Origin of the sequence: Sporosarcina contaminans (assembly GCF_042679045.1) — a bacterium.
GTDB classification, from domain to species: Bacteria; Bacillota; Bacilli; order Bacillales_A; family Planococcaceae; genus Sporosarcina; species Sporosarcina contaminans.
Genome location: NZ_JBHTLT010000010.1, coordinates 32,863 through 56,576, shown reverse-complemented (window position 1 = coordinate 56,576; position 23,714 = coordinate 32,863). Strand labels below are relative to the sequence as shown.

General features: G+C 43.3%; 19 protein-coding genes. 4 read left to right on the top strand and 15 right to left on the bottom strand.

Features of this window, described 5'->3' with window-relative positions; translation table 11 throughout:
* Positions 1 to 197: 197 nt before the first annotated feature.
* The 6 genes from ACFQ38_RS01640 to ACFQ38_RS01615 form a co-directional block, all read right to left on the bottom strand.
* Positions 198 to 5,813, bottom strand: a complete 5,616-nt coding sequence (locus ACFQ38_RS01640; RefSeq protein WP_381479622.1) for a S8 family serine peptidase — start codon at positions 5,811 to 5,813, stop codon at positions 198 to 200.
* Between the two features lie 665 nt (positions 5,814 to 6,478).
* Complete coding sequence (locus ACFQ38_RS01635) at positions 6,479 to 7,645, bottom strand: polysaccharide deacetylase family protein (protein WP_381479621.1); 1,167 nt, start codon at positions 7,643 to 7,645, stop codon at positions 6,479 to 6,481.
* Between the two features lie 812 nt (positions 7,646 to 8,457).
* Positions 8,458 to 9,711 (bottom strand): efflux RND transporter periplasmic adaptor subunit, encoded by a 1,254-nt coding sequence (locus ACFQ38_RS01630; protein ID WP_336822779.1) that lies wholly within the window; start codon positions 9,709 to 9,711, stop codon positions 8,458 to 8,460.
* The gene (locus ACFQ38_RS01625; RefSeq protein ID WP_336822780.1) at positions 9,712 to 10,398 is read right to left on the bottom strand and encodes a hypothetical protein; all 687 of its coding nucleotides are present in this window, start codon (positions 10,396 to 10,398) and stop codon (positions 9,712 to 9,714) included. It abuts the gene before it with no gap.
* Between the two features lie 345 nt (positions 10,399 to 10,743).
* Positions 10,744 to 11,193 carry a transcriptional regulator gene (locus tag ACFQ38_RS01620; protein WP_336822781.1) on the bottom strand — a complete coding sequence of 150 codons (450 nt, stop codon included), beginning with the start codon at positions 11,191 to 11,193 and terminating at the stop codon, positions 10,744 to 10,746.
* A 110-nt stretch (positions 11,194 to 11,303) separates the two neighbouring features.
* Positions 11,304 to 11,660 (bottom strand): hypothetical protein, encoded by a 357-nt coding sequence (locus tag ACFQ38_RS01615; RefSeq protein ID WP_381479620.1) that lies wholly within the window; start codon positions 11,658 to 11,660, stop codon positions 11,304 to 11,306.
* 181 nt (positions 11,661 to 11,841) lie between these two features.
* Here ACFQ38_RS01615 and ACFQ38_RS01610 point away from each other — a divergent pair, with 181 nt between their 5' ends.
* From ACFQ38_RS01610 to ACFQ38_RS01600, 3 genes are all read left to right on the top strand, one after another.
* The gene (locus tag ACFQ38_RS01610; RefSeq protein WP_381479619.1) at positions 11,842 to 12,009 is read left to right on the top strand and encodes a hypothetical protein; all 168 of its coding nucleotides are present in this window, start codon (positions 11,842 to 11,844) and stop codon (positions 12,007 to 12,009) included.
* A 456-nt stretch (positions 12,010 to 12,465) separates the two neighbouring features.
* A complete protein-coding gene (locus ACFQ38_RS01605; RefSeq protein ID WP_381479618.1) occupies positions 12,466 to 14,037 on the top strand; it encodes a hypothetical protein in 1,572 nt (523 codons plus the stop codon).
* Entirely contained in the window at positions 14,034 to 16,778 is a 2,745-nt protein-coding gene (locus tag ACFQ38_RS01600; protein WP_381479617.1) for a DEAD/DEAH box helicase, read from the top strand. Before ACFQ38_RS01605 ends, ACFQ38_RS01600 begins: the two co-directional genes overlap by 4 nt.
* Here the strand turns inward: ACFQ38_RS01600 and ACFQ38_RS01595 are convergent.
* Together ACFQ38_RS01595 and ACFQ38_RS01590 are read right to left on the bottom strand one after the other, a co-directional pair.
* Entirely contained in the window at positions 16,764 to 16,943 is a 180-nt protein-coding gene (locus ACFQ38_RS01595; RefSeq protein ID WP_336822786.1) for a hypothetical protein, read from the bottom strand. The two genes, ACFQ38_RS01600 and ACFQ38_RS01595, sit on opposite strands and share 15 nt — an antisense overlap.
* A 235-nt stretch (positions 16,944 to 17,178) precedes the next feature.
* Positions 17,179 to 17,643 carry a single-stranded DNA-binding protein gene (locus tag ACFQ38_RS01590; protein ID WP_381479616.1) on the bottom strand — a complete coding sequence of 155 codons (465 nt, stop codon included), beginning with the start codon at positions 17,641 to 17,643 and terminating at the stop codon, positions 17,179 to 17,181.
* Between the two features lie 267 nt (positions 17,644 to 17,910).
* Between ACFQ38_RS01590 and ACFQ38_RS01585 the strand changes: the two genes are divergently transcribed.
* Complete coding sequence (locus ACFQ38_RS01585) at positions 17,911 to 18,360, top strand: YwpF family protein (protein ID WP_381479615.1); 450 nt, start codon at positions 17,911 to 17,913, stop codon at positions 18,358 to 18,360.
* Between the two features lie 384 nt (positions 18,361 to 18,744).
* Here the strand turns inward: ACFQ38_RS01585 and ACFQ38_RS01580 are convergent, their stop codons facing one another.
* The 7 genes from ACFQ38_RS01580 to mreB form a co-directional block, all read right to left on the bottom strand.
* Entirely contained in the window at positions 18,745 to 19,170 is a 426-nt protein-coding gene (locus ACFQ38_RS01580; RefSeq protein ID WP_336822789.1) for a hypothetical protein, read from the bottom strand.
* Between the two features lie 93 nt (positions 19,171 to 19,263).
* The gene (locus ACFQ38_RS01575) at positions 19,264 to 19,653 is read right to left on the bottom strand and encodes a hypothetical protein (RefSeq protein WP_336822790.1); all 390 of its coding nucleotides are present in this window, start codon (positions 19,651 to 19,653) and stop codon (positions 19,264 to 19,266) included.
* A gap of 140 nt (positions 19,654 to 19,793) precedes the next feature.
* The gene (gene fabZ / locus ACFQ38_RS01570; RefSeq protein ID WP_336822791.1) at positions 19,794 to 20,237 is read right to left on the bottom strand and encodes a 3-hydroxyacyl-ACP dehydratase FabZ; all 444 of its coding nucleotides are present in this window, start codon (positions 20,235 to 20,237) and stop codon (positions 19,794 to 19,796) included.
* A 53-nt stretch (positions 20,238 to 20,290) separates the two neighbouring features.
* Positions 20,291 to 20,620 (bottom strand): DNA-directed RNA polymerase subunit beta, encoded by a 330-nt coding sequence (locus ACFQ38_RS01565; RefSeq protein WP_336822792.1) that lies wholly within the window; start codon positions 20,618 to 20,620, stop codon positions 20,291 to 20,293.
* Between the two features lie 23 nt (positions 20,621 to 20,643).
* Positions 20,644 to 21,480, bottom strand: a complete 837-nt coding sequence (locus tag ACFQ38_RS01560) for a flagellar hook-basal body protein (RefSeq protein ID WP_336822793.1) — start codon at positions 21,478 to 21,480, stop codon at positions 20,644 to 20,646.
* Positions 21,481 to 21,510: 30 nt separating this feature from the next.
* The gene (locus ACFQ38_RS01555; protein WP_336822794.1) at positions 21,511 to 22,350 is read right to left on the bottom strand and encodes a flagellar hook-basal body protein; all 840 of its coding nucleotides are present in this window, start codon (positions 22,348 to 22,350) and stop codon (positions 21,511 to 21,513) included.
* Positions 22,351 to 22,387: 37 nt separating this feature from the next.
* A complete protein-coding gene (mreB, locus tag ACFQ38_RS01550) occupies positions 22,388 to 23,380 on the bottom strand; it encodes a rod shape-determining protein (RefSeq protein WP_336822879.1) in 993 nt (330 codons plus the stop codon).
* Positions 23,381 to 23,714: the final 334 nt, after the last annotated feature.

Below are 23,714 nucleotides of genomic sequence, written 5' to 3'. Positions count from 1 at the left end.
TCCTGGGGGATTAGCGGGACAGGTGAGACCCCGCAGGGAGCGAAGCGAACGAGGAGGCTCACCGCCCGCCCCCCGGAAAGCGTGCGCCTGGAACGGAAAGCAACGGTTGTCAGGGGTTCCCCATTTATTCTCCAACCAGAAAGGGACTATCACAGAAAATCAGTTTTCACTGACTTTCTGGACAGCCCCGTTGTTCATTAGTCTGCAATCGCGTAAAACGCACCTGCTTCTTTTGCTCTGAAGTTGACAGTGCCATTATACACTTTTGCGTTGTTTTCAACGCGTTCGTTTGTGTAGTAGTTCATTACGTGAACTTTTGCTTTTTTTGTGATTTTCGACTCATCGACAGGAACCGTTGCTTCAATTTTCTTGTTGAAGCCGTTGTTTAACTGCTTGCTGTCACCTGTTCCATCGTAAATTGCAATTGTGTATACGTCGGAGACCGCGTTACTGTCGGTTGCGTATGTGCTGCCGAACGTAATTGTGACATCTCCGAAAGATGTTTTCTGTAACTCCTGCAAAGCGCTTCTATCGAAAGTAAATGTTGCACTGCCTTTTTGAATGAAGAGCTCATTTTTGTTGTCAACGATTGCTTGTAATACTGCTTGGCTCATTTCAACATCGATTTCTTCTTCAGATGAAGAAAGGTTAATGAAGATATCACCTTTTGAAGGGATGCTGTCCTCTGTAATGATATGCTTCGCTGGTTGCTCAGTATTTGCCGCAACGTTGACCGTGATCACTTCTATGAAATCGCCGTATTTCACAGTGATTTCTGTGCGGCCTTCGTTTAAAGCGATTATTGTTCCTCTATCGACGATCGCAATACGATCATCTGCAATCGAATAAGAAGCATCAGCAGTAATATCAAGCATTGTGTTTGTTCCGTCTGCATAATTCGTCACTTCACTCACTTCGAGCATGCCTGTTTCCCCAATTGTTAAGAAGAATTCGGTTTGATTGACAGCGTAAGTGATTGTGTTTTGAGCCGTTTCTGTCACTGTCACTTGGACTGTTGCTGTAAAGCCGCCGTTTGTAATCGTGATTGCTGTTTCCCCAGCGCCGACTGCTGTTACTACTCCGTTTTCGACGGTGGCGATGGATGGATCTGCCGTCGTGAATACCGATGTTGCTGTAACATCTTTTTCGGTTTGATTGCCATCTGCTTTCGTTGTTGTTTCGGTTACTGTCAATTGGTCGGTGTCACCTACGTTGAGGGCAGTTTCGGTTTTATTGACAGCGTACGTAATTACGTCTGGTGCAGCAGGCGGTGTAGACTGGCCAGTCACCTCAAGATAGACGAGTGTGACATCGCCATCTGGCATTACTACGCGCACTTGCGTCTTCCCTGCTTGTTTTGCCGTAACGAGCCCTCTTTGAACGGATGCAATGTCTTTGTTGACGACGTTAAATCTTGCGTCTACTGTCGCATCTTTTTGTGTCGTGCTTCCGTCTGGTTTTACAGTAGTTTTTGTTACTTTCAACTGCTCTTGCTGACCTACTTCAAGCTTCATGTCTGTTTGGTTCAATTCGTACGAGATGACGTCTTGTGGTTGTTGCTTCACTTCAACGTAAACGTACAGCGTTTCTTTGTCGTTTATGATGATACGAACTTGTGAATTGCCCGCTTTCAACCCGGTGACAAGGCCTTTTTTCACAGTTGCGACTGTATTGTCTATGACATTGTATTTGCCGAAGCCTGTTACGTCTTTTTCAATTACTGTGCCGTCCGGCTTTACAGTCGTTTCTGTAACGTAAAGCTGTTCTTGTTGACCGACGCCGATGGATAGATTGGTTTTATTCGTCGTATAGGTGACAATATCTTGCGGCAATTCCGTCACTTCGAGATAGACGTAGATCGCTTCCTCATCAGGAATTTGAATACGCACTTGCGTTTTTCCTGCCGCCCTCGCAGTTACAAGCCCTTTTTGGACGGTCGCATACGTATTGTTGACAACGTTGTAGCGTAGATTGCCAGTGACATCTTTTTCAATGACCGTACCATCTGGCTTAACTGTTGTTTCTGTGACGTAAAGCTGTTCTTGCTGGCCTACGCCTAATGTCATGTTCTTTTTATTGACAGAATACGTAACGATGTCTTGCGGTACTGCCGTCACTTCAAGGTATACATAAATTGTTTCTTCATTCGGAATCATAATGCGCGCTTGCGTTTTGCCAGGCGCTTTTGCCGTGATGAGCCCTTTATGGATTGTCGCAAACTTATTATTGACGACGTTGTACGACAATTGGCCAGTTACATCTTTTTCGATGACTGTACCGTCCGCTTTTGTCGTTGTTTCTGTAACGAAAAGCTGTTCTTGCTGGCCTACGCCTAATGTGACGTTCGTTTTGCTTACGGAATACGTCACTTTGTCTTCGCCTTGCGGATCCTCAGTCACTTCCACTGCGATCGTTGCTGTGAATTCTTCGTATTGAACCGTGATTTCGGCTGTTCCGGCAGCGACTGCTGTAATCAATCCTTTTTCAGCTGTAGCAACTTTTTCATCAGAGGACGTGAATGTTGCTGCTTCAGTAACGTCTTTTTCTTCTGTTGTACCATCAGGCTTTGTTGTCGTTTCAGTTACTGTTATTTTCGTGTTTTCATTCGGTTTCAGGGTGACACTTTCATCGCTCAGCTTGTACTCGACGGCTCCGTCAACTTGATCGCCTGCTTTATAGACGATTTCTTCTGCTTTATTGCCAGCAGCGTCTTCGTACTTCACGATGATTGAGTGCTTTGCTTTGTCAAGTTCAGGGAGCTCGAATGAGAATGTGCCGTCTTGTTCCAATTTCACTTGGCCAGACGCTATAACTTTCTCTTCTGCAACCACTTCGTAAGATGCTTTCAATTTCGTGTTAATGTCATAGCCAAGGCCATAATCAACCAATTCTTTTTGGTATCCAATGTAAGCATCGTCAATTTTACCAGTAACGGTTTTGCCTTCCAATGCCCCTTCAATCGTACCTGCTTCAGATTTTACTACAATCGGACCTACATAGTCGCCGATCACTGGCGGATTTCCAGAAACTGTTTGTGCAGTGTAGTCGATCGTGTAAAGACCGTCTGGTATTTTCGTTTGCGGATCATCGCTCCACGGCTTGTATGTGCCGCCGATACGGAGCTGGTATGAGCCTGCGCCCAATGAAGTGCCTGCATGCAGGTAGCCGATGTAGCCATCACCGTAAACGCCACCTTCAGGATCCATAATATCCCAAATTTCAATGAGGTTCAGACCGACATCGCCTGTAATTGTGAAGTAAAGCATCGCTTCGTCTTTTACTCCGTCACCGTTGAAGGATAGGTCTGTTTCCGTAATTTCCATATCTTTCAGCTGTGTAGCCGCTTCTCCGCCAAAGTCCGCTGCAAACGGCAAGGAGACTGGCGTATCGCCGCCTGTAATGTGGATGTAACCAAGTATTTCTGCACCATGTTCAGCATTTGGATTTTTGGATGCTTTCAATGTGACATTTAGAAGCTGCTCGCTCGATAGTGTGAAGGATGGCTTGTCGATCGTGACCGTTGCATCTCCGAATCCTTTGATCACTTCGACGGTTGCATTGTACGTGCCGCCGTTGCCGTTATGATTTTTCACTAAGATTTGTTTCGTTACATTGACGTCGTTATTTAAAGGTTGCGGACCGAATGTGACAGTCCCTTTCAAGTTTTCAACTGTTTCCCCATCGTTGTTTGCCGTATCAATTGCATAGGCAAGGATTTCAGGATGTGCGGCTGCATAAGCTTGTACGCGGCCCGCGCCTTGGTCGAAAACATCGTACTTCTTCGTGTCTAATATTTTTGCCGTGTTGGATAGCGCAACTTTTACATCGAAGGCATCCCAATTCGGGTTCGCTTGCTTCACTAATGCTGCAATTCCAGCAACGTGCGGAGTTGCCATGGAAGTACCCGTTTTACGCGTGTATGCTTGGTCGTATGTTGCTTCTGGGAAATCTGCTTTGTACATCGGAATGGTAGACATAATATTTGTACCTGGTGCGCTGACGTCCGGTTTAATGTCAAAGTTTGGTGTGGATGGCCCACGTGAGCTCGAGTTGTTCACTTCGTCCCCGGCCGTTATTGTTTGATTGAACTGGCTGAATGAAATTTTGCCTTCCGCATTTTTGAGTGCTGCACGAATTGCTTCGCCGTCCGTTTGAGACATATCGAAAGTCGGAATGAATTCAAAATCGTCTCCAAGGAATGTGCCGGATGGTCCAGGTGCATTCGTTCCGCCCGCGAAGTTGTGAACAATCATTGCGACTGCACCGTTGTTTTTCGCAGCTGCGATTTTATCAACAAATGCAATGTCGCCGCGTGCAACTAAAGCAACTTTACCGTTGACATCGATACCTGCGTAGTCGGCTTCCGCACCAATATTAGGCACTGCGACGATGTCATATTCGCCGTCAAGTTGCTTAGAAAGGTCTTGTCCGTATGTCGTTCCCATAATGTTGAGTTGTTTTGATAAGTTATAGTCGCCCACTGTGATGTTGACATGCCCGTCATAATGCGCTTCAGGGTTTGTCGTGTTCGCGACTGCAATGCCGAGGCGTGAAGTAGATGGTGTGCCCATTGTTCCACGATTCGGACCAGAGTTTCCTGTTGCGATAACTGAAATTGTGCCGGCTAACATGGCGTTGTTAATTGCAAAAGAAGCACCGTCTGTCTCGCTATTGGAGCCACCGCCTAATGAAAGGTTTATGACGTCCATGCCTTCAATGACAGCTGTGTCGATCGCTTTAATAATGCCTGAAGTCGCGCCGCTGCCGTATGCTCCAAGGACGCGGTAAGCGTAAAGGTCCACTTTAGGTGCGATTCCTTTAATGCCATATTCGTTGTTACCGATTGCTGCTATTGTTCCGGCAACGTGAGTGCCGTGGGATGTGTAGAATGAATTTCCTCGGTCGTTGAATTCAGGGCGATGGGATGGTCGTTCTACCGGAGATGTTTCAGATGCATCGTCGTCAGCACGTGGTCTTGTATAATCATTTCCCGTGTGCGGTACGAAGTTTTTCCCACCTTTGTAGATGCCTTTAAAGTCAGGGTGATCGGCATCGATTCCTGTATCCAATACCGCGACTTTAATGCCTTGCCCTTCATAGCCTTCCGCCCAAAGCTTTTCAATTCCTAAGAATGAAATGCTTGTGTCCATTGCAGGGCCAACCGTAGCATCTTTCAGTTTGTCGGAAAGATTGGAGTCAGAAGGAATAGGCTTCTTGGGGATAGATCCTTTGTCTAAAGCTTGAGCGTAAACGATTGTGTCAGGCTCGACCAAAACGACTCCTGTCACTTCTAATAGCTTAGGAAGGTCGTCCGCTTTGACAGAACCAGAAATGCCGTTTAGCACTGTATCATAGCTAAAGCCTTCTTGAAATTTGATGCCTTTGATGGCCATTTCCTTTTTAGCTGAAATTTGTTGGTTACGGACTTTTTGCTTCACTTGATTCGCTTCTGTGCTTGAAATTGTTTTCCCAGCCAACTTTTTAATTCCCGTTTCAAGCCCTACGGAACGCTCTGAAAAGTGGATGATGATTGGAACCTCTTGGCTGCCCGTAACATTTTTAAGGTCGTCATGTAGCCTTGCTTCCCCGCCTAAGACAGATAGCTGTTCCGCGATAGCCGCTTTTTGTTGCAAGATGCTTTCATCCTGGCTGTTCTGTTTAAATGGCTTCGTTTTTAACGTTTCCGTTTCCACCGCTTTCCCATCGATTTCATCGATCGAATTCGCATGTGCAGAATAAGGCATAAGCAACGAAAACACCATAACAAATGCTAAGAACGAGCTGAACAGCTTTGCGAAGTTATGATTCTTCAAATTCCCTTTCCCCCTTTTATCATTTTAGTAGAACATGCATCTCAAAAGATAGCACATAAAGAATAGTTTGAAAATAGTGACAGACGCCTATTTTATAGACTTTTTGGAAAAATCGTTCAAAGGGAGGGAAGAAGGAATTTAATGTTAGGCGTTTCGGTATATAACATTTTTTCGGGTGTGGGTGAATATAGCTATCTATCGGTAGGTTATTGGATCCTGAGGATTTTAAGGTGGTGCAGGGGTGGTTTTTGACGGAGTAGTAGGAGGGGTAGGTAGTTGGTTGGTGGGGTCGAGCGGGTGTGTGGGTTTGAGCGTTGCAAGGAGGAGGTGGAGCGGAAGAGGCGTGAGGTCGAGCGGATAGCCTAAATGGATATAGTTGCAAGCGATTGTTCCACAACTTCAAGCCAATCCATACAGAAAGACTTCGACGAGGATCTGTTAAATATTATTGTTTACACTATAAAACCGCCCGTGTAGGCGGTTCTTTTAAGGTTTGTAGTCATGAGATAGGTGTTTGCCCAGCTTGACTTGAAAACGCTTGTCAGACAAGGCGCGAAGTCGAGCGAAGACCCGAATAGAACTTAGGTTCATGAGGGGACGAGCGAGACGAGCAACGCAGTATGCGAGCGTTTGTCAACAAGCTGAAACCGCCCGTGTAGGCGGTTTTATAATAACGTATCACGCAAGAAATTTTGAGAGATGTGTTCGTCAGGATTATAAGATTGCAGCATATACCCTTCCGCTTGGAGCCATTCAATAATTTCAGGCAAAGCTTTCGTCGTTTGGATTCTATCGTGCATAAGAACAACGATATGGCGGTCGCCGGATTGATAGGCACGGGTGACGTCACGCTTCACATTATTGAAAATTTGATTTGCTTGTTCGACCGTATACCTCCAGTCGTTTGAATCTACATCCCAATCCCACATTTTATAGCCGTGCTTAATGAGTTCCTTTTCCATTTCTGGAGTGACGTGCGGCACGCTGCCATATGGAACGCGCAACAGTTTTGCATCGTTGCCGGTCATTTGCTTAATCAAATCCCTACCTTCATTCATCTCTTGTATAAATGCCTCGGTAGATTTATAAACTAAGTTTTTATCATGCGTCATACTATGGGTGCCGATATAATGACCGTCTTTAGCGACTGTCTTAACAATTTTTTCGTTAGCTTGCATTTGCTTTCCAAGGAAAAAGAAAGTTGCATGTACTCCATAATTTTTCAAAGTTTCATTATTGATTGTCGTAAATTGATTCGGCCCATCATCGAATGTTAAATAGACAATCGCCTTTTCATGATTCAGCTCAAGCTCCTCTAACTTTTCGGATGTCTCTTGATTTGTCAGTTTTTCCTCAATTAAATCGATCACCATTTTTTCAAACAGTTCACGACTCATATGCTCATAATCATCTCGGTAAATCCTAATTGTTTGTTGCTTTTTCAAGTAATCTATTTTAAAGCCGATTTCGCGTGAAATATACTTAACGCTAATGAATATTGTCCCATCTTCTTCAATAAACGGAGCCCAGGACAACACTTTCCCATCCTGTATCGTCTCCCCTGTTTTTGGATCAAACACAAATTGTTTGCCGCGTTTATTAATGACTGTTGCTCCATTTTCCACAGTGACAGGCAAATATAGAAATTTGGCGATTTCTGCGAGTGGAACTTTCGTATCTCCATCAATTACGCGAATATCCTCAATTGGCAGCACTCTATCATGCAGACCTACATAACGCTGACTATTCTTTACTTCTGCACTCGCTTTTGTACTTCCGATGCAAAAAATAGTGACCAATAGGAAGAAAATGATAGCACTGTTTTTTCTCATTCCACTCGCCTCGTTTCTTTTACTTTTCTCTATTGGTCTATTATATCAACGCAGTCTTGCCAATAGAATAAGAAGTCACACTTTTTTTGCTTGTTCGCGGGTTGCTTTTAATTCTTTGAAGCTTTCATGTCGCGATCAATGCTTTTGACAAATAAAGGCCTGAGCGATGGAAAAGTTATGCGTCTGCTGAAGATGTTTATGCGTTTGTGAGGGGATTTATGCGTGTTGGGAAGCTTTTATGCGTTCGGCGGGGAGTTTATGAGCGGGGCGGGAAGTTTTTGCGTTCCTCTGGGAGTTTATGCGCGGCGGGAAGTTTTTGCGTTCCTCTTGGGGTTTATGCGCGGCATGAGAAGTTTTTGCGGCATTCGGGGAGCTTTTGCGTCGTGGGAAGCTTTTATGCGTTCGGCGGGGAGTTTATGAGCGGGGCGGGAAGTTTTTGCGTTCCTCTGGGAGTTTATGCGCGGCGGGAAGTTTTTGCGTTCTTCTTGGGGTTTATGCGCGGCATGAGAAGTTTTTGCGGCATTCGGGGAGCTTTTGCGTCGTGGGAAGCTTTTATGCGTTCCTCTGGGAGTTTATGCGCGGGGCGGGAAGTTTTTGCGTTCCTCTGGGAGTTTATGCGCGGCATGAGAAGTTTTTGCGGCATTCGGGGAGCTTTTGCGTCGTGGGAAGCTTTTATGCGTTCGACGGGGAGTTTATGAGCGGGCGGGAAGTTTTTGCGTTCCTCTGGGAGTTTATGCGCGATGATGGACTTTTATGAGGTCGGTGTGTGGGATAGAAAAGCGCCATGGTCTGAGACCGTGGCGCTTTTGGGTTTATTTCAGAAATGCGTATTTAAAGTAGTTTTTCCAGCCGAATGCTCGCCACTCGGATTTATTAGGAAATTCGAATGGCAAAGACGTGATGACGTTCGAAGCTGTGTCGGCTGGATATTTAATGGCGATGTCACCTGCCTCTATGCCATCCGTTATAACAGCGCGGTCATGTGAGTAAAAAGGTACGGAAACTTGCGTGTTAACGGCCTTTCCTTCATTGTTTAATGTCCATACCGTTTTAGTTTGTCGATCAAACGGAAGTAACCACTGCTTGTTCACTGAGATTGCATCGGCTTCGTTGACGACAATTTCTGCGTTCATTTTTGCACCGTACGGCAGTTCTTGCAATGGCTCGATCGGACGAATATGGATTTCATACAAATCTAAGGAGTGGGTGTTCCTTTGCGGATCCAATTGCTCATATGCATGACGCCACTTATCTTCGCTGGCAGGAACTTCTGAAATGAAAGCGACCGTTCCTTCAATGACTGTTTTTAAGCTGTTCTGCTGCAAGCGAACGGTGTCATCTATTTCGATGTCTTGCCATTGTTCGAGTTGTACATATGTCTTAATAAGTTTCTCTTCGCTATAAATATCAGCCGATAGGATGGTGCCGTTTTTATGGATTTCAGCAACCGTGCCATTGATTGGGCTTATGAGCGCTGGCCTTGATGGATTTTGGGATAGCTGCGCTTCAATAATTTTTAGTTGTCGTTCGATTTCTGAACGCTCCCTTTCTGCAGCAGCGATCGCTTGAGAATAAGAGCCGTCTTGGTGGAGATCAACTTGAATATTTAATTCAATTTCCGTCTCCCCTGCTGTTTCCGTAGATTGGTGATTTGCTCCGGATTGTGCATTGTCACGCTCATATTCCAAATCTGAAATGGTTTCGTCTATTGCTGACAGCTGGTCGAGTAGACCTTCTTCTTCCGCTTCCCATGCAGCCATTTGGCTATCTGCTCGTTCGGTTTGCAATCGCGCAATTTCTTCACCGACTTGTATGCGATCCCCTTCTTTGACGAGCCATTGATCGATGGACTCTCCATCACCAACGTAAATGGTGTACATCTCTTCTGGTGACAGCAAGCCTTCTTTTTTTACAGTTTCTTCGTATTGATCGGTTGACATTCGTTCGTATTGTGAAACATGAATCGTTTTTGGTACCTTGCTTTTTTCGGAAAAAAGCAAATGGATGTTGACTGCAATAAAGAGGCTGACGACTGCAGCAATTGCAATATTCATTCGTTTTTTCATTTAAAATCCACCTCCGAAAAGTGAATTCAGCAAACGATCGAATGGAATGAATGCAATGGATGCAGTGATGAGCGCCATCGCAACATGTAACCCAATCAACATCCAAAGCTGCTCTCTCCACTTTCCTTCCTTCTTAAATGCTCGGATGAAACGATATTGCAAAGTGATAATTAATGCAGTTGTCACTGTAAGCTGATTTAAAAATAGAATTATGTACCAGTTTTCCATAATCGTAACAGCGAGCGGGCCGAACGATAAAAATGAAAGGGGTACTGTCGCACCTTTTAAATAGAAAACAAGGAACAGTAATGCTTTCTCCATTAACAGAATGCCTGTAATGCCTATTTGCAACGGCACCACGTGCTGATAAGGGATCTTTGTTATTTGGCTGATGACAAGTGCGATACCAAAAATGTGGAATGCCATGTACAAGACCGACCAAATGACGGAGCCGGCAAGTGAGGCATATCTTGCGATTGTGTAGTTCGTGTCAGTCATTGTCGCCAGGACGGACGTTATCCCTTCGGTGTTCATTCCCCAAATATTGCGTATGACGAATAATACTGCACCTAAAAGAAAGACAATCCCTATCCGGCTATTTAACTTTCGCATAGAAGACGATTGCAAATTAACCCCTAAGTCATGGGGTCTTGTCAAGAAGTGCCAAAATTTGTAGTCAAAAAACATGGCGTCAATCCCTTTCTGAAAATCCCTGTAATCAATACTTTACCAAATCTTTATAGTTTTTCAATGTCGTAGATTTCGCTGAGTATAAAATAATGTTCCGTTGGATAGTCTTATAGTAGTATACCATTTCCTATTTTGCATTATTTCCCGGGAAATCGACAAAGGAGAGTAGGTCGGATGAAGAAAGATGAAACATACAAATTCACTCTATTTGATTTCTTATTTGGCTTGACGGGATCAACCGTTTTTGTAGTTTTATTGCACCTTATCGCCCGCTAATCGAATCAGGGCATAAAAAAACACTTACCGTTTGCTACACGATAAGTGTTACTTATGGCTTGTTTTTCAATGTGATTGCATTCCTTCCGTCAATAGGTTGAATAATTGCTTGTTGTTTGTTTCGAGTGCGTAATCGATCATGCGGTTTTTATTGTCCTCTTCAATTTGATCGATGAGCACTTCTGCTTCACGTTTGACGACTTCAGGTATTTCCACTTGGATGTTCAACTTACCTTCAAGAATCGTCGATAAGTGGATATGAAGATCTGAAATGAGAAGCAATTGGTAGAGCGGTAATCTTATAAACCGGCTGCCCCTTTGAAAAACAAAGACTTCCCCTAAGTTTTCAACTTGAAGGCTTTTCATATTGACTACAATTTCTTTGCCTTCAGATGGAACGAATTGATACACTTCACCGCCTTTGACGATGGAAAAGTATTGATAGGCAAATACGAGACGTAAACGAAAGTCTTCTTGGCTGGTGAAAAATGGTGTCATACGCTGTACCGTTAGCATCTTCATCCCTCCGATATTGAATATTCCGATTATTATCATTCTATCATAGTTTGGTTAGATTTGTGAATGATTTGTTTATCATTTTATTCATCGGAAAGGTTTTTCATGTGTCACCGAAGAACGCCAAATTTTTGAGGTCTTTTATAATCCATGAATAAAGTGAAAGAATCGACATAATAATCGATTTTCATTTGTGATAGGAAGCGGAATATTTCAATGTTTGCATTCGCCGGCGCTTCTTTTCTCTTTTTGAATGCCACTCGATCCGTCATGAGATTGACTGCTATAAAATAATGTTTTGTCACCCCCATGATGAAAGGCGATGACAGATAATGCAACTTTTCTTCTTGAATTCGTTCTGTTAGCTTTTCTTGTTGGTACGTGTTTGACCATTTTACAAATGCCAAATGCTTGCTCAAACGAAAGAGGATTGTAACGTTCGGTATGTGTAAAATAATTTGGTCCACGTTCTTTCACCTCCCATAACCTTTGAATCATTTTTAAATTAAGAATTCAGTAACTATTTTAACAGATTATAAACTTTCTTTCCAAAAACCAACATTACGTTAGTATGAATCAACGTTTTGTTGACTTTGTCCAAACGGACTCTTTCTTTTATACACTTGGGGGTAAAAAGGGGATGTCCATATGCATTTTGAACAATTTAAGGAATATCACGAAGAGTATTTACATGTAATACAAAGAGCGGTGGCTCATGAATTGAATATAAAACCTGCTGTCCTTTCAGTTTACGAACGGAATGAAAGAAGGTTTCCAAATGATTTATTGCCTGTTATGAAGCGATATTCCGAATGATTACTTCCTTGCTATATGGTATTAGGAAAACCACTAAATTCTGTGAGGTCTGTGAACGGTTCTCAACAAGACCGGACGAGTGCGCTGCTGGAAAGGAATATGGAAAACTTGATTGACCGCCACCGTAAGCTGTTCGAAGAAAACGCTGAGCTAAGGAACTGGTTGCAATTACAGCAAATATGAATGAAAAAGATCGAACAAAATTACTGAATGCTTTTAAATCGCTATTTGATTTGTTTCAATAACAGACGGAAGGCAATGGTGTGGATTGAATTCATTTACGGTCACCGCCTGAAACGTATATAATAGAAGGAATGTAGATCTTGAATATCTGTTTGCCCGCTTTCATGCATTGTGGGCTTCTTCAGCTGCTAAAGGTTTTGTACAGATGTACTATTTAAGATAAAAGTCCGAACAGCACCGGGCTATATGTACTGTTAGGGAGTGATTCGCGACATGAGAGTAGAACGCATTTCTTATTTGTATGAAGAACAGATCAGTGACTTTATAGATGATATACAGAACTCATTTCGGTCGGATGTTCCTAAGGAAGCGATGGAAATTAGAAAAGCCCTTTCGATTGTCAGGTTAGGAGCCGTTACGGAATATGCTCTTTCTTCATCCGAAAATCGATTGGAGGCCCAAATTTCCGGCATGCAGCCAGAAACAGTTGAACTGTCGTTTCATACGATGAAAACTGCGTGTACATGCAATGAGCCGAACTGGTGCATTCATAAAATGGCGGTCGTTCTACATTTATATTCTCAATTCCACTCATTAATCGATTGGAACCATCAATGGCAGCAAATCGATTCAGGGCAAATGAGTCTTACTATGCCAGAGCGGACACCGGAAGCTTGGAACCGTTCACTCGCCAAGCTAACCGCTCCTTTATCGAATATCGATGTCAATGAAAATCCTCATATTTTTGTCCATGAAGCTTCATTATTGGATGAGAAAGCAGCATCCCTCTCGCCGTTTGAATGGGAATGGAAGCCTTTGTTCGATTTGTTTTACCGTCTCCATCTATTGGATGCTGGGTGGCAGTATGCTCACCATTACATCGAAGCATCTGCAGGCAACTTTTCCTATCGTCATTGGCAAATTCGCATGTGGGTCAATGAGCAGCTGGCGAAAATTCAAGATCAGGCGAATCTATTAGGCTCAAAACATAGGTTGTTTGAGACAGATGTGTTTTATACGCAATTAAAAACAAGTGTGCGACGTTTCGTCCTTCAGCATGAAGGACTTTTTGAAGATCGATTCTATCTTTACGAAATCTTTTGGACATCCTTATTTAAAGAAAAGGCCACACGTGAGAAAGAACTTTCTGGATTGATGTCGGAAAATGAACCGGATGCCAAGTTTTTTGCCGCTCTGTTCCATTTATTGTCCGGAGATGTTGAAGCATTGTCCGATATGGTTGAACAAATGGACGACAAAAGAATTGGGCATTGGATGAAGCTCTCTGAAAAAGCTGCAGAATTAGAGGAATACAAAGCACTTTCCATTTTGCTGTCGCGTATTCTCCCACACATTGAAGAATATTATGAGCAGCTTTCCAAGCATGATCGCTCCTACTTCATCCGGCATTTTGATGGCTTGCTTGAGGATTCTGATTTTCCGGAAGAACAGCGGGAATCTCTGTTCATGATGTTCGGTAAAGATGGTCTCGATACGTATGCGGATTTCTTAGTTGAACATGGCCGTTATGCAGATTGGGCAGCGCTAATGCATCGCTACAACGTTTCCTATGATTCGATGGAAATGGATGCGCTCAAGATGGCAGCTTTAGAAGCCCCTGCTGCTGTGCTGCCGTTGTTGCATAATTTTGCAATGGGCTATATTGCGGAAAAGAATCGCCATGGCTATCGAAGAGCCGTTAAGATTTTCAAAACGATGAAAAGCTGTTCGAAAAGAAGCGGAAAAATAGATTTTTGGAACTGCTATGTCGATACGATTCGAAATGAACATCGCCGTCTGCGCGCGCTATCGGAAGAAATGGAAAGGAGCAATTTGCATTTATGAATAAAACAAATACAATTCACCTTCTTTTCTATCTCTCGATGGAGCGCATCGATGACGGACGATATAAAGTATCCGCAACTGAGCCTTCTATGAAAGCCGTATCTCCCGAAAAATTGTCTTCGTTTCTTTTTTACAATGATGAACAATCTTTATACGGGCTCCTAACGGAAAAAGATGAGCAATTTGTTTATTTATCCTCATATGATTTGTTGCAAGTCATAACGGGAAAACAGCATCCTTTTGTTTCCTACGACGGACAATCGGCCGATGACAAAGCGCATATAGCAGCTTTACAGGAGGCCGGCCGCATTTGGAAAGAACCTAATTTTTGGCAATACGCTGAACTGCAGGACGGAATGATTGTTTTTGACGTTGATAAAATTGGAATTTCCGATTTATCGGCAACAATTTTACACGATGCTGTAAGAGATAAACTTATCGCTTCGAATATGCGAATGGATCAATTGCCTATGTTGTTGCCGCATTTACGCAAATACGGCTGGCCAAATGAAGGCGAGTCTTCTGCGCTTCCCGTCCAAGTTGCCTTCCGCTTAACCGAGCCAATGGAGGATAGCGACTGGCTTTTAGAGACGGTTGTCGTCAGTGGACGTGGCGCTCATTGGACGCCTGCAGTCCGAAAGCAAAATGCGCCTATCGCAGATGCGCTGCCTGCAAAATGGAAAGAATTCTCGGAAGACATCCAAAGCAGACAATCTGAAATGGCATCCTTTTTGCAATCTGTTTCGGTAACGGATGAAAACCGTTTTCTCTCTGTAAGGATGTCAGATCCTGAAGTTCGGATGTTCATTCAAGAAGACCTTCCTATTTTTCAGTCGTTCGGCTTCCCCGTCATTTTACCTGCATGGCTGAAGTCGGTCACTGAAACGAAAATGCGAGTGAAAACGAGTGCAAGTGTACAATCGTATCGATCTGCAGCTGGTTTGAATGAAGTACTTTCATTTGATTGGAGTTTCTCGTTGTCAGGACAGGAAATCGATCGAGACACTTTTCAGCGCATGGTCGATGAAAATCGAGAATATATACGATCGGGTGATGACTGGTTTCATATTGACCCCGAATGGCTGAAACGAATTCGAGAACTGATGGAACAAGCCGATTCAGGCGAATGGACGGTAATGGATTTGCTGTTCCAGGAAATCCCTGAAGAGATTGTTCCGATCGAGGATGAGTCTGATGTGGATACGGATCCATTGCTTTCATTTACGATGCAGCAGTCATTGCGCGAATATGTCGATTTGATTTCCAATAAAAAGGGGCTTCCGTCGGCAGGTATCCCTAAGCAATTAAATGCTGAACTTCGGCCTTATCAAGTTGAAGGGTATGATTGGCTCGTTTTCATGCGAGAAAATGGATTTGGCGCATGCTTGGCGGATGATATGGGATTGGGGAAAACTATCCAACTCATCTCCTATTTATTGCATATTCATTCTTCTGAGGAAATCGACCGACCTTCTTTGATCATTTGCCCTACGAGTGTTTTAGGGAACTGGCAAAAAGAAATTAACCGTTTTGCACCGTCATTATCAGTTCATACGCATTATGGACCTTCCCGCGCAAAGGATGATGACTTCAAAGCTATGATTGAACAACAGCGTCCCGCTGTCATTTTGACGACCTATGGAACAGCGACGCAAGACGGCGATATGCTAAAGGAAACGTATTTTAACAGCATCACGCTCGACGAAGCACAAAACATAAAGAACATGCAGACGAAGCAGTCACGTGCAATTCGCAAGCTGCGCGGAGAACATCAAATTGCTTTGACTGGAACTCCTATTGAAAATAGGCTTTCCGAGTTGTGGGCGATCTTTGATTTTATTCATAAAGGGTATTTCGGCAGTTTCCGCGCGTTTACGGAAGATTACATTATTCCAATTGAGCGGGATGATTCCGAACTGCATAAACGGAAGCTTCGTTCGAAAATCAAACCGTTTCTTTTGCGGCGAACGAAAGATGATCCGGAACTTCAATTGAATTTGCCGAAAAAGTTAGAGCAAAATGAGTACTGTCCGTTAACGACTGAACAGGCTGCACTTTATGAAAGCTATATTGAAGACACGAAATTCAAAATGAATGATTTAACTCCATTTGAGCGTAAAGGCTTGATCTTAAAAATGTTGAGCCGGCTGAAGCAATTGTGCAATCATCCTGCTTTGTTTTTGAAGGAACCTAATGCACCTGCAAGCGAAATGCTTACCCGTTCCATCAAATTGGAAAGAATCGTGTCGATGGCCGCCGAAATTGCTGCGAATGGCGAAAAATGTTTGATTTTTACTCAGTATATCGGTATGGGACAATTGATCCGGCAATGCTTATCGGAATTGCACGGAATCGATGGTCCATTTCTGTCTGGCAGTATGCCGAAAGGACAGAGAGATTATCTTGTGGAAGCATTCCAAACAGGCGAGTTTCCGGTGTTCATCCTATCGTTGAAAGCTGGAGGAACGGGATTGAACTTAACCGGTGCAAATCATGTATTGCATGCGGATCGTTGGTGGAATCCCGCTGTCGAAAATCAGGCAACAGACCGAGCATATCGTATCGGCCAGACAAAATTTGTCCATGTGCATAAGTTTGTAACGGTCGGCACGATTGAGGAGAAGATCGATAAAATGCTTGAAGAAAAATCCGCGCTTTCCGCTGAGTTGATTCATTCGAGCCAATGGCTAACTGAGCTGTCAGATGATGAATTGGATGATTTGCTATCATTTGAACGTTGAGGAGAACTGTTTTTCAGGGCTTCTTAATCTATGTAGGGATACAACTTTCCTGCTTTTTTCAAGGTCTTCCAATTCTTTTATTCGCTCGTTCATCGTGGCGACGATACGAATTAACTGGCCGATTTGAAGTTCCATCCTAATCATCTCTTTATTGCGTTCCAACATTCCTTTCACTCCTTTTTTACGATTGCGGCGGAAATGCGGTCTCCGCCGCAATTTTTTTGGCTGGATCATTTTGTCCCATTTGCATTTTTGTCTATGAAACGAACAATACCCCCGTATGAACGTTTCATCTCTTACCCTACTCTTCTCTTAGATATGTTTTGTTTTCACGTTACGGTCTTTCCGATTTCTATCCACCTTTCTTTGAAGTTCGACGGTCTCCGCTATGTATGTTGAATCAAAATATAGGGAGACCTTCTTCTTCATTGCTTGGCGTGTGAAAATTCGATTGGATGTTTTGGTGATCTACATTTCGCCCGCCCTTTTCACTGCCCTCCTTTTGTTGCACGATGGGCACTTCCCCATACAAATTATCATTTGTTCTTCGTTTTGTAGATAAGAAGCGGATTTCTTCCCCGATTACTTCCGTTACGAAAACACGGCTTTTGTCTTCTCTTTCATAGGTTCTTGACTGAATTCTTCCCCCTACTCCTATGAGTGAGCCTTTGCCACAATGTTTCGCTGTGTTTTCAGCCACTTTCCCCCAAGTTGTGCATAGGATGAAATCAGCATCCACTTCCCCTTGCTGATTTTTGAATTTGCGATCGACAGCTAAGACAAAGCTAGTCTGCAATCTTCCTTCGGACAGCCTCCGTAAAATGGGGTCCTTTGTAATGCGACCGACAAGTGCAACTTGATTCAACGTTTCCCCTCCTTTCTTTATAGATTATCCGTATCATACAGGAAGGGCTTTTTTTCATGCAAATGAGGAAAAATGGATTTTGCAGGTGTTTTGTGAATCAAAAGCGAATTTTTCATTCCATAATTTACCTGCATATTTTTGTAAACCACTGACAAATTAAGGTTTGCAAATTGTTCACATTCTGAGATAATTCGACTTTAGTATATAATCCAAATTATTTTCCTCTTATATGTTATAATTAGGTAAAAATCGAGCGGGGTGGCGCCTTTGAAAACATTTAAAATGATATCCGTCGGAATATTGGTTGATGATAAAATCAATAACTTTCCGTTGGTTGATGGCATTATTATTAACCAAGAAAATAGTCACCGCATGTGGATTCTTGAATTATTTATTGAACAAAAGCACCAGCAAATTTTTGAAGAATGGAAAGCATCAAAGGAAGTTTTAGATGCACGCGTCGTCATCTCCTATCCGGAAAATGAGCCTGCCGGATTCCTCGTCGCCGTAGATGCGGTAGAACGGATTGGAGACCACATTTCCGTTCTACTTAAAGGACGATTGAAGCGTGCACGTTCACAATATGCAGAGCATTTATTAGAAGAACTGTTGACCGAAGGATTAAGCGGGGATGAGTTACTGCAACGTTTCGAGCATGATATGCGATCACGCCCTCGTTTGAAAAAAGAAAGAGAAACAGAACAGGAAAGTTTGTGAAAGCCGTAGATTGCGGCTTTTTTTGTTTGGCTGATGGAGGTTAGGAATTATATGGCGGTGAGGCAGTTTCGCGTAGTAATTGGGCTTAATGCGTAGAGCGGTAACGTTTTGCATGGAGATCAGTTGTATGCGCTAAATTTTTATTCGTGTTACTACGTAGACAGGTCACTCAAAGCGAATAAGCAATTTGAGTGCATAGATCACTTTATGCGCAGAACGTAGCTAATTATGTGGGCAGAGGTGACTTTATGCTTTTTCTGTAAAATTTATGCGTAGTTAGTGCTGTTTATACGGGGCAAATAAGAGTTATGCGCATTCAGAACTATTTATGCGTTTTATACAAGAAAAACCGCCAAAAAAGGCGGTTTTTCTCACGGCTTGCGGTTAGCGGTTGTTGTTGCTGTTGTTGTTATTTCTTTTGCGGTTGTTGTTCATGTCGTTATTTGGCGTAGTCGTGTTGTCATCTGTGATGATTTCTTGATTGGGAGCCGTTGTATTGTCACCGTTCATGTTTCCATTACGGATGTCATTGTCGTTCCCATTGAGTCCGCCGCCATTGAGGCCGTCTCTATCGTTGTTGATGATACCATCACTTGTATTGTTGATGTTTTGGTCACGACCATTGTTGATGCCGTCTAAGTCAGAGCCGGCACCGTTGTTGACCCTTGGGGTGAGGTCACGCGCACGGTCGTTCAAGTCTTCCATTGGGGTTTCGTTATTGTTTGGAAGACCATCATCGTTATTGTTGTTGGCACAACCCGTTAGAACAATTCCGGATACTAAGACGAGCGGGATCGCTTTTTTGAACATGAAAAATTCCCTCCTTTCCACAAGCCGTATATCATACAAATCCGTATGATACTTGTAGGTTGGCACAAAAAGAGGGAACTATCCATGAATATTTTATTGTTGTTCGACCCGTTCTTTTAAAAGCGATTCAACGTAGACCGCTTCTGCTTTACAATCGTAGCTGTAGTGAGTATCTAGTTGTTCCTGCATCATTTGGATAGAAGCGATTTGCTCGTCGGACGGCGGTTCGCTTAAGATGCGGTGGATGATTTCATTAATTCGCTGGGCGAGGTCTTCATGGAATTTCGGATCATTTTTCATGGAGTCCGGAATTTTTGAATACCATAGTGCTTTCGTCGTAATATATTCGCGCCAGGTGTTAATGAAATCCTCAATGCTGTATCTTTCTTCGCTCCATCCAATGCTGCTCATATATTGCTCGAAAGTTTGTGTGATAGAACGTGTAATACTGCTTTTTATATTTGGAGAAAGATCTTTGAACATGACTTTTTGGTACCTCCCACTATAAGCGTACATTGCCGATATAGGTAGTGTAGTTCACGAAAGATGCAGTGCTTTTCGTCCACCTTTTATAGGTGTCCACTGCACATTCCATTGTAGCTAAAATTCGACATATACGCAAATTAATTTGCGTTATCTCCACCTGGAGATAGTGCAAATGTAATTTCTGTTTCGCAAGCGACTTCCCCTTCTACTGTCGCAACTGCTTTCCCTTTGCCAATTTTGCCGCGCATTCTTGTAATTTCCACTTCTAATTTCAAAGTATCGCCAGGGATTACTTGACGCTTGAATCGACAATTATCGACACCTGCAAGCAAACCGATCATCCCTTTATTTTCCTCTTTTTTGAGGAGAGCGACTGCTCCGACTTGTGCAAGTGCTTCAACAATCAAAACACCCGGCATAACGGGATAACCCGGAAAATGGCCGTTGAAAAACTCTTCATTAACTGTTACATTTTTCAAGCCTACCGCTCTTGTTCCCTCTTCAATTTCCGTTATGCGATCGACCAATAAAAAAGGATAGCGATGCGGTATGATTTTTTTGATTTCTTCTGCTGTTAGCATGTCCATTCCCCTCTCTTGTTATTTTTAGTGAAAAATGAAAACGAAAGAGCCAGTTACGACTCTTTCCCATTGATGATGTCAAGTATGTGCACCCAAGTCTCTTTTTTCAAAACGTCAGACGGCTGGCCGTCTCCTATATAGCCGTAGCCAATCATAGCGCCGACGACAGCTGCTGTAGACAATAGCAAAAGGACGAGCAGGACACGAAGCCAAATTGGAATTAAACGGATTTGCACCCATATTCGCTTTTTAGTGTCAGACGCTTCTTCAACCGCTGTTTTACGTTTTTGATTGCGTTCTGCGCGAGAAGCGATCACTCCCGTCGATGCATCTGTCTGCTTATTCTGTTCCCTTTGCGGGTTGTTTCGCTTTTCATCTATCATATTAAAATCTCCCTACTGCGGATTTATCGGATGTTGTTAATTAATCCTAACATTTGATCCGCAAGTGTCACTGACCGGGCGTTAAATTGGTAAGAACGTTGCACGTTAATGAGATCGGTCATTTCTTTTTCATAGTTGACGTTGGAAGACTCCAATTTTTGGTTTTCCATTCCGATCTGACTTCGGTTTGCGCCTACCATCTCAGTCAATATGTCATTCGCCGTCAAGCCAAGCTCCGCCATATTTTCCGGTAAACCGAATAGTGTAGCTGATAGGCGAGACATTAAATTCGGACGCTCAAATGTTGCGACGCCCATTTGAATGCGATCTACCGCACCGTCATCATGAGTAACTTCAAGCGTTCCGTTCGGCAGCATGCTATAGTTTTTCACGTTGTCTGCAAACGTGATCGGCAATCCTTGGCTATCCGCTACTGGGTATCCATCGCCGTTTACAAGCATGAGCTGTCCGCCTTCTACTGGAGATACATAAAAGTTCCCTTGGCGTGTATACACCGTCTGGTCACCATCAGCCCCAGGCATGATCAGTGTAAAATATTGCTTCGGCTCTGTTAACGCAAAATCCAATTCACGGCCCGTCATTTGCAAAGAACCAACTTTCCAATTCATCTGAGTAGCACCTAACATCGCCCCAACGCCATAGCGGATGCCTGCTGGAGACTGGCGATTCGCCGTATCCGCCTTGTCATTGTCGAATTGCTGATAAAGCATTTCGTGAAAGCTTGCACCCGTCGCTTTATAGCCATTGGTAGATGAATTCGATAAGTTATTCCCTATTATATCAATTTGATGCTGTAATTGGTTCATTGTGTTTACAGCAGTTGTCATCGTTCGTATCATGATCGACCACGGTTCCTTTCCGATTTCACGTTATCCGTTGACCCGTCCGATTTCATTCACCGCTTTTTCCATACTGCGGTCATAGGCTTGCAAAATTTTCTGGTTCGCTTCAAATGCGCGGTATGCAGAGAGCATGTCCGTCATTGCGCGAGCTGAATCGACATTTGAGCCCTCTATATAGCCTTGCTGGAATGAAAAGCTTACACCGTTCGTGACAGCTGCGTTCGGCAGATTGCCATCTTCACTCGCAAAGAGCCCATTGCCCGTTTTTGATAAAGTTTCAGGCTGCGCCGCAAATGCAACACCTAATGTTGCAACAGCTGTACCGCCATCCATAATGACTCCTTCGCTAGTCACTTGGAAATCGTCATTTTGAAGCTGAATTCTTTGCCCATTTGCACTTAAGACATATTGCCCTGTCGGATTTGTTAAATAGCCTTCAGGATTGAGCATGAAATTGCCGTTTTTCGTGTAATATTCATTGCCATTGCCGTTTTCAAGCCTATAAAAGACAGCTCCGGGCAGTCCAGTTTCTTCATTGATCGGCAGTACGCCATCCACGAGCGCAATATCCGTCGTCAAGCCCGTTTCACGCAATTGGCCTTGAGTGAAAAGCGGCAGCGTCTCCTGCATATAAACGCCTGTCGATAGCTCTCCAACAGGGGACAAACCTTTCAAATTCAACCCTTTTTCAGTCGGAATGCGGTTAGCATTCAAACTGGACATGTACATTTCTGGAAATGACCTAATTGTAGATTGATCGGCTTTAAAACCTGGTGTATTTGCATTTGCCAAATTGTTAGCTAACAGCTCAGTTCTTCGCTGTTGGGCAATCATGCCTGAGCCAACTGTATAAAAACCACGGAACATAACTGTCCGCCTCCTTCATATATGAGCCATACCATTATTAGTAACGAGATACTTTATCGATATTTTCCAATAAAATTCCTGTGCCGACTGCAACGCAACTTAGTGGGTTTTCTGATACGAAAACCGGAACTTTCAATTCTTCTGCAAGCAATTGGTCAATTCCATGCAAGAGCGCGCCTCCTCCAGTTAGGAAAATGCCTCGGTCGATAATATCCGCAGATAATTCCGGCGGTGTTTTTTCAAGCACGTTTTTCGATGAGTGCAAAATTAATCCGACTGATTCTTTCAAAGCCTCATTCACTTCAGCAGAACGGATCGTAATTGTTCGCGGCAATCCGGTCACCATATCGCGCCCCCGAATGTCCATCTGTTCATTTTTGGCACCCTCAAATACAGTTCCGATGCTCACTTTGATCGCTTCGGCCGTCCTTTCGCCTATCAGCAGTTTATATTGCTTTTTAATGTATTGTATAATATCATTATCAAACATATCGCCAGCTGCTTTTATGGATTCAGAAGTAACGATGTCTCCCATGGAAAGAACTGCAATGTCAGTCGTTCCGCCACCTATGTCGATCACCATATTGCCGCTTGGCTGGAAAATATCCATTCCTGCACCGATCGCGGCCACTTTCGGCTCTTCTTCCAAGTATACTTTTTTACCTCCGGATTTTTCGGCAGCATCTTGAATCGCTTTTTGCTCTACACTCGTAATATTGGTCGGACAGCAAACTAAAATGCGTGGTTTCGATAAAAAACCTTTGACGTTCAGCTTATTGATAAAATGACGCAGCATCGCTTCGGTCACATCAAAATCCGCGATAACACCATCCTTCATCGGTCTGATGGCGATGATATTTCCCGGTGTTCTTCCTACCATTTTACTTGCTTCTTCACCAACAGCCAACACTTTGTTCGACTGCTTGTCTATTGCAACAACAGCTGGTTCATCCAGCACAATGCCTTTCCCTTTCACATGGATCAATACATTAGCCGTACCTAAGTCGATCCCGATATCTTTTGCAAACATCAATCCCGCTTCCCCTTCCAGCATCTTCAATAAACATACTTATGTCAGTCTATTCTACTAGGTTATATTGTAGCATAACCACGTATTGTTGAACATATGATAATTCCGGAATTTAGCATTTTTTTATTCAAAAAAAGATGGGTTGGATAGATTACATTATGGAATATTTTTACATGTAATTTTATACATTTGTAGTTTTTATCTATTGTATTTCCTAAGACTTTATATTTCCATTATAAAAGACATGGGTATTTTCATTAAACTTTGTGAGGAGTTTTTCGAGGTCCCATTTGCAGACTAGCGAAAAGACAGGGTCCACCCGCTCCCTATTGTC

Coding starts and splice junctions, on each gene's coding strand:
- ACFQ38_RS01635 (WP_381479621.1), bottom strand. CDS start 7,645: ATGAGAAAAAACAGTGCTATCATTTTCTTCCTATTGGTCACTATTTTT.
- ACFQ38_RS01630 (WP_336822779.1), bottom strand. CDS start 9,711: ATGAAAAAACGAATGAATATTGCAATTGCTGCAGTCGTCAGCCTCTTT.
- ACFQ38_RS01625 (WP_336822780.1), bottom strand. CDS start 10,398: ATGTTTTTTGACTACAAATTTTGGCACTTCTTGACAAGACCCCATGAC.
- ACFQ38_RS01620 (WP_336822781.1), bottom strand. CDS start 11,193: ATGCTAACGGTACAGCGTATGACACCATTTTTCACCAGCCAAGAAGAC.
- ACFQ38_RS01610 (WP_381479619.1), top strand. CDS start 11,842: ATGCATTTTGAACAATTTAAGGAATATCACGAAGAGTATTTACATGTA.
- ACFQ38_RS01605 (WP_381479618.1), top strand. CDS start 12,466: ATGAGAGTAGAACGCATTTCTTATTTGTATGAAGAACAGATCAGTGAC.
- ACFQ38_RS01600 (WP_381479617.1), top strand. CDS start 14,034: ATGAATAAAACAAATACAATTCACCTTCTTTTCTATCTCTCGATGGAG.
- ACFQ38_RS01595 (WP_336822786.1), bottom strand. CDS start 16,943: ATGTTGGAACGCAATAAAGAGATGATTAGGATGGAACTTCAAATCGGC.
- ACFQ38_RS01580 (WP_336822789.1), bottom strand. CDS start 19,170: ATGTTCAAAAAAGCGATCCCGCTCGTCTTAGTATCCGGAATTGTTCTA.
- ACFQ38_RS01575 (WP_336822790.1), bottom strand. CDS start 19,653: ATGTTCAAAGATCTTTCTCCAAATATAAAAAGCAGTATTACACGTTCT.
- fabZ (WP_336822791.1), bottom strand. CDS start 20,237: ATGCTAACAGCAGAAGAAATCAAAAAAATCATACCGCATCGCTATCCT.
- ACFQ38_RS01565 (WP_336822792.1), bottom strand. CDS start 20,620: ATGATAGATGAAAAGCGAAACAACCCGCAAAGGGAACAGAATAAGCAG.
- ACFQ38_RS01560 (WP_336822793.1), bottom strand. CDS start 21,480: ATGATACGAACGATGACAACTGCTGTAAACACAATGAACCAATTACAG.
- ACFQ38_RS01555 (WP_336822794.1), bottom strand. CDS start 22,350: ATGTTCCGTGGTTTTTATACAGTTGGCTCAGGCATGATTGCCCAACAG.
- mreB (WP_336822879.1), bottom strand. CDS start 23,380: ATGTTTGCAAAAGATATCGGGATCGACTTAGGTACGGCTAATGTATTG.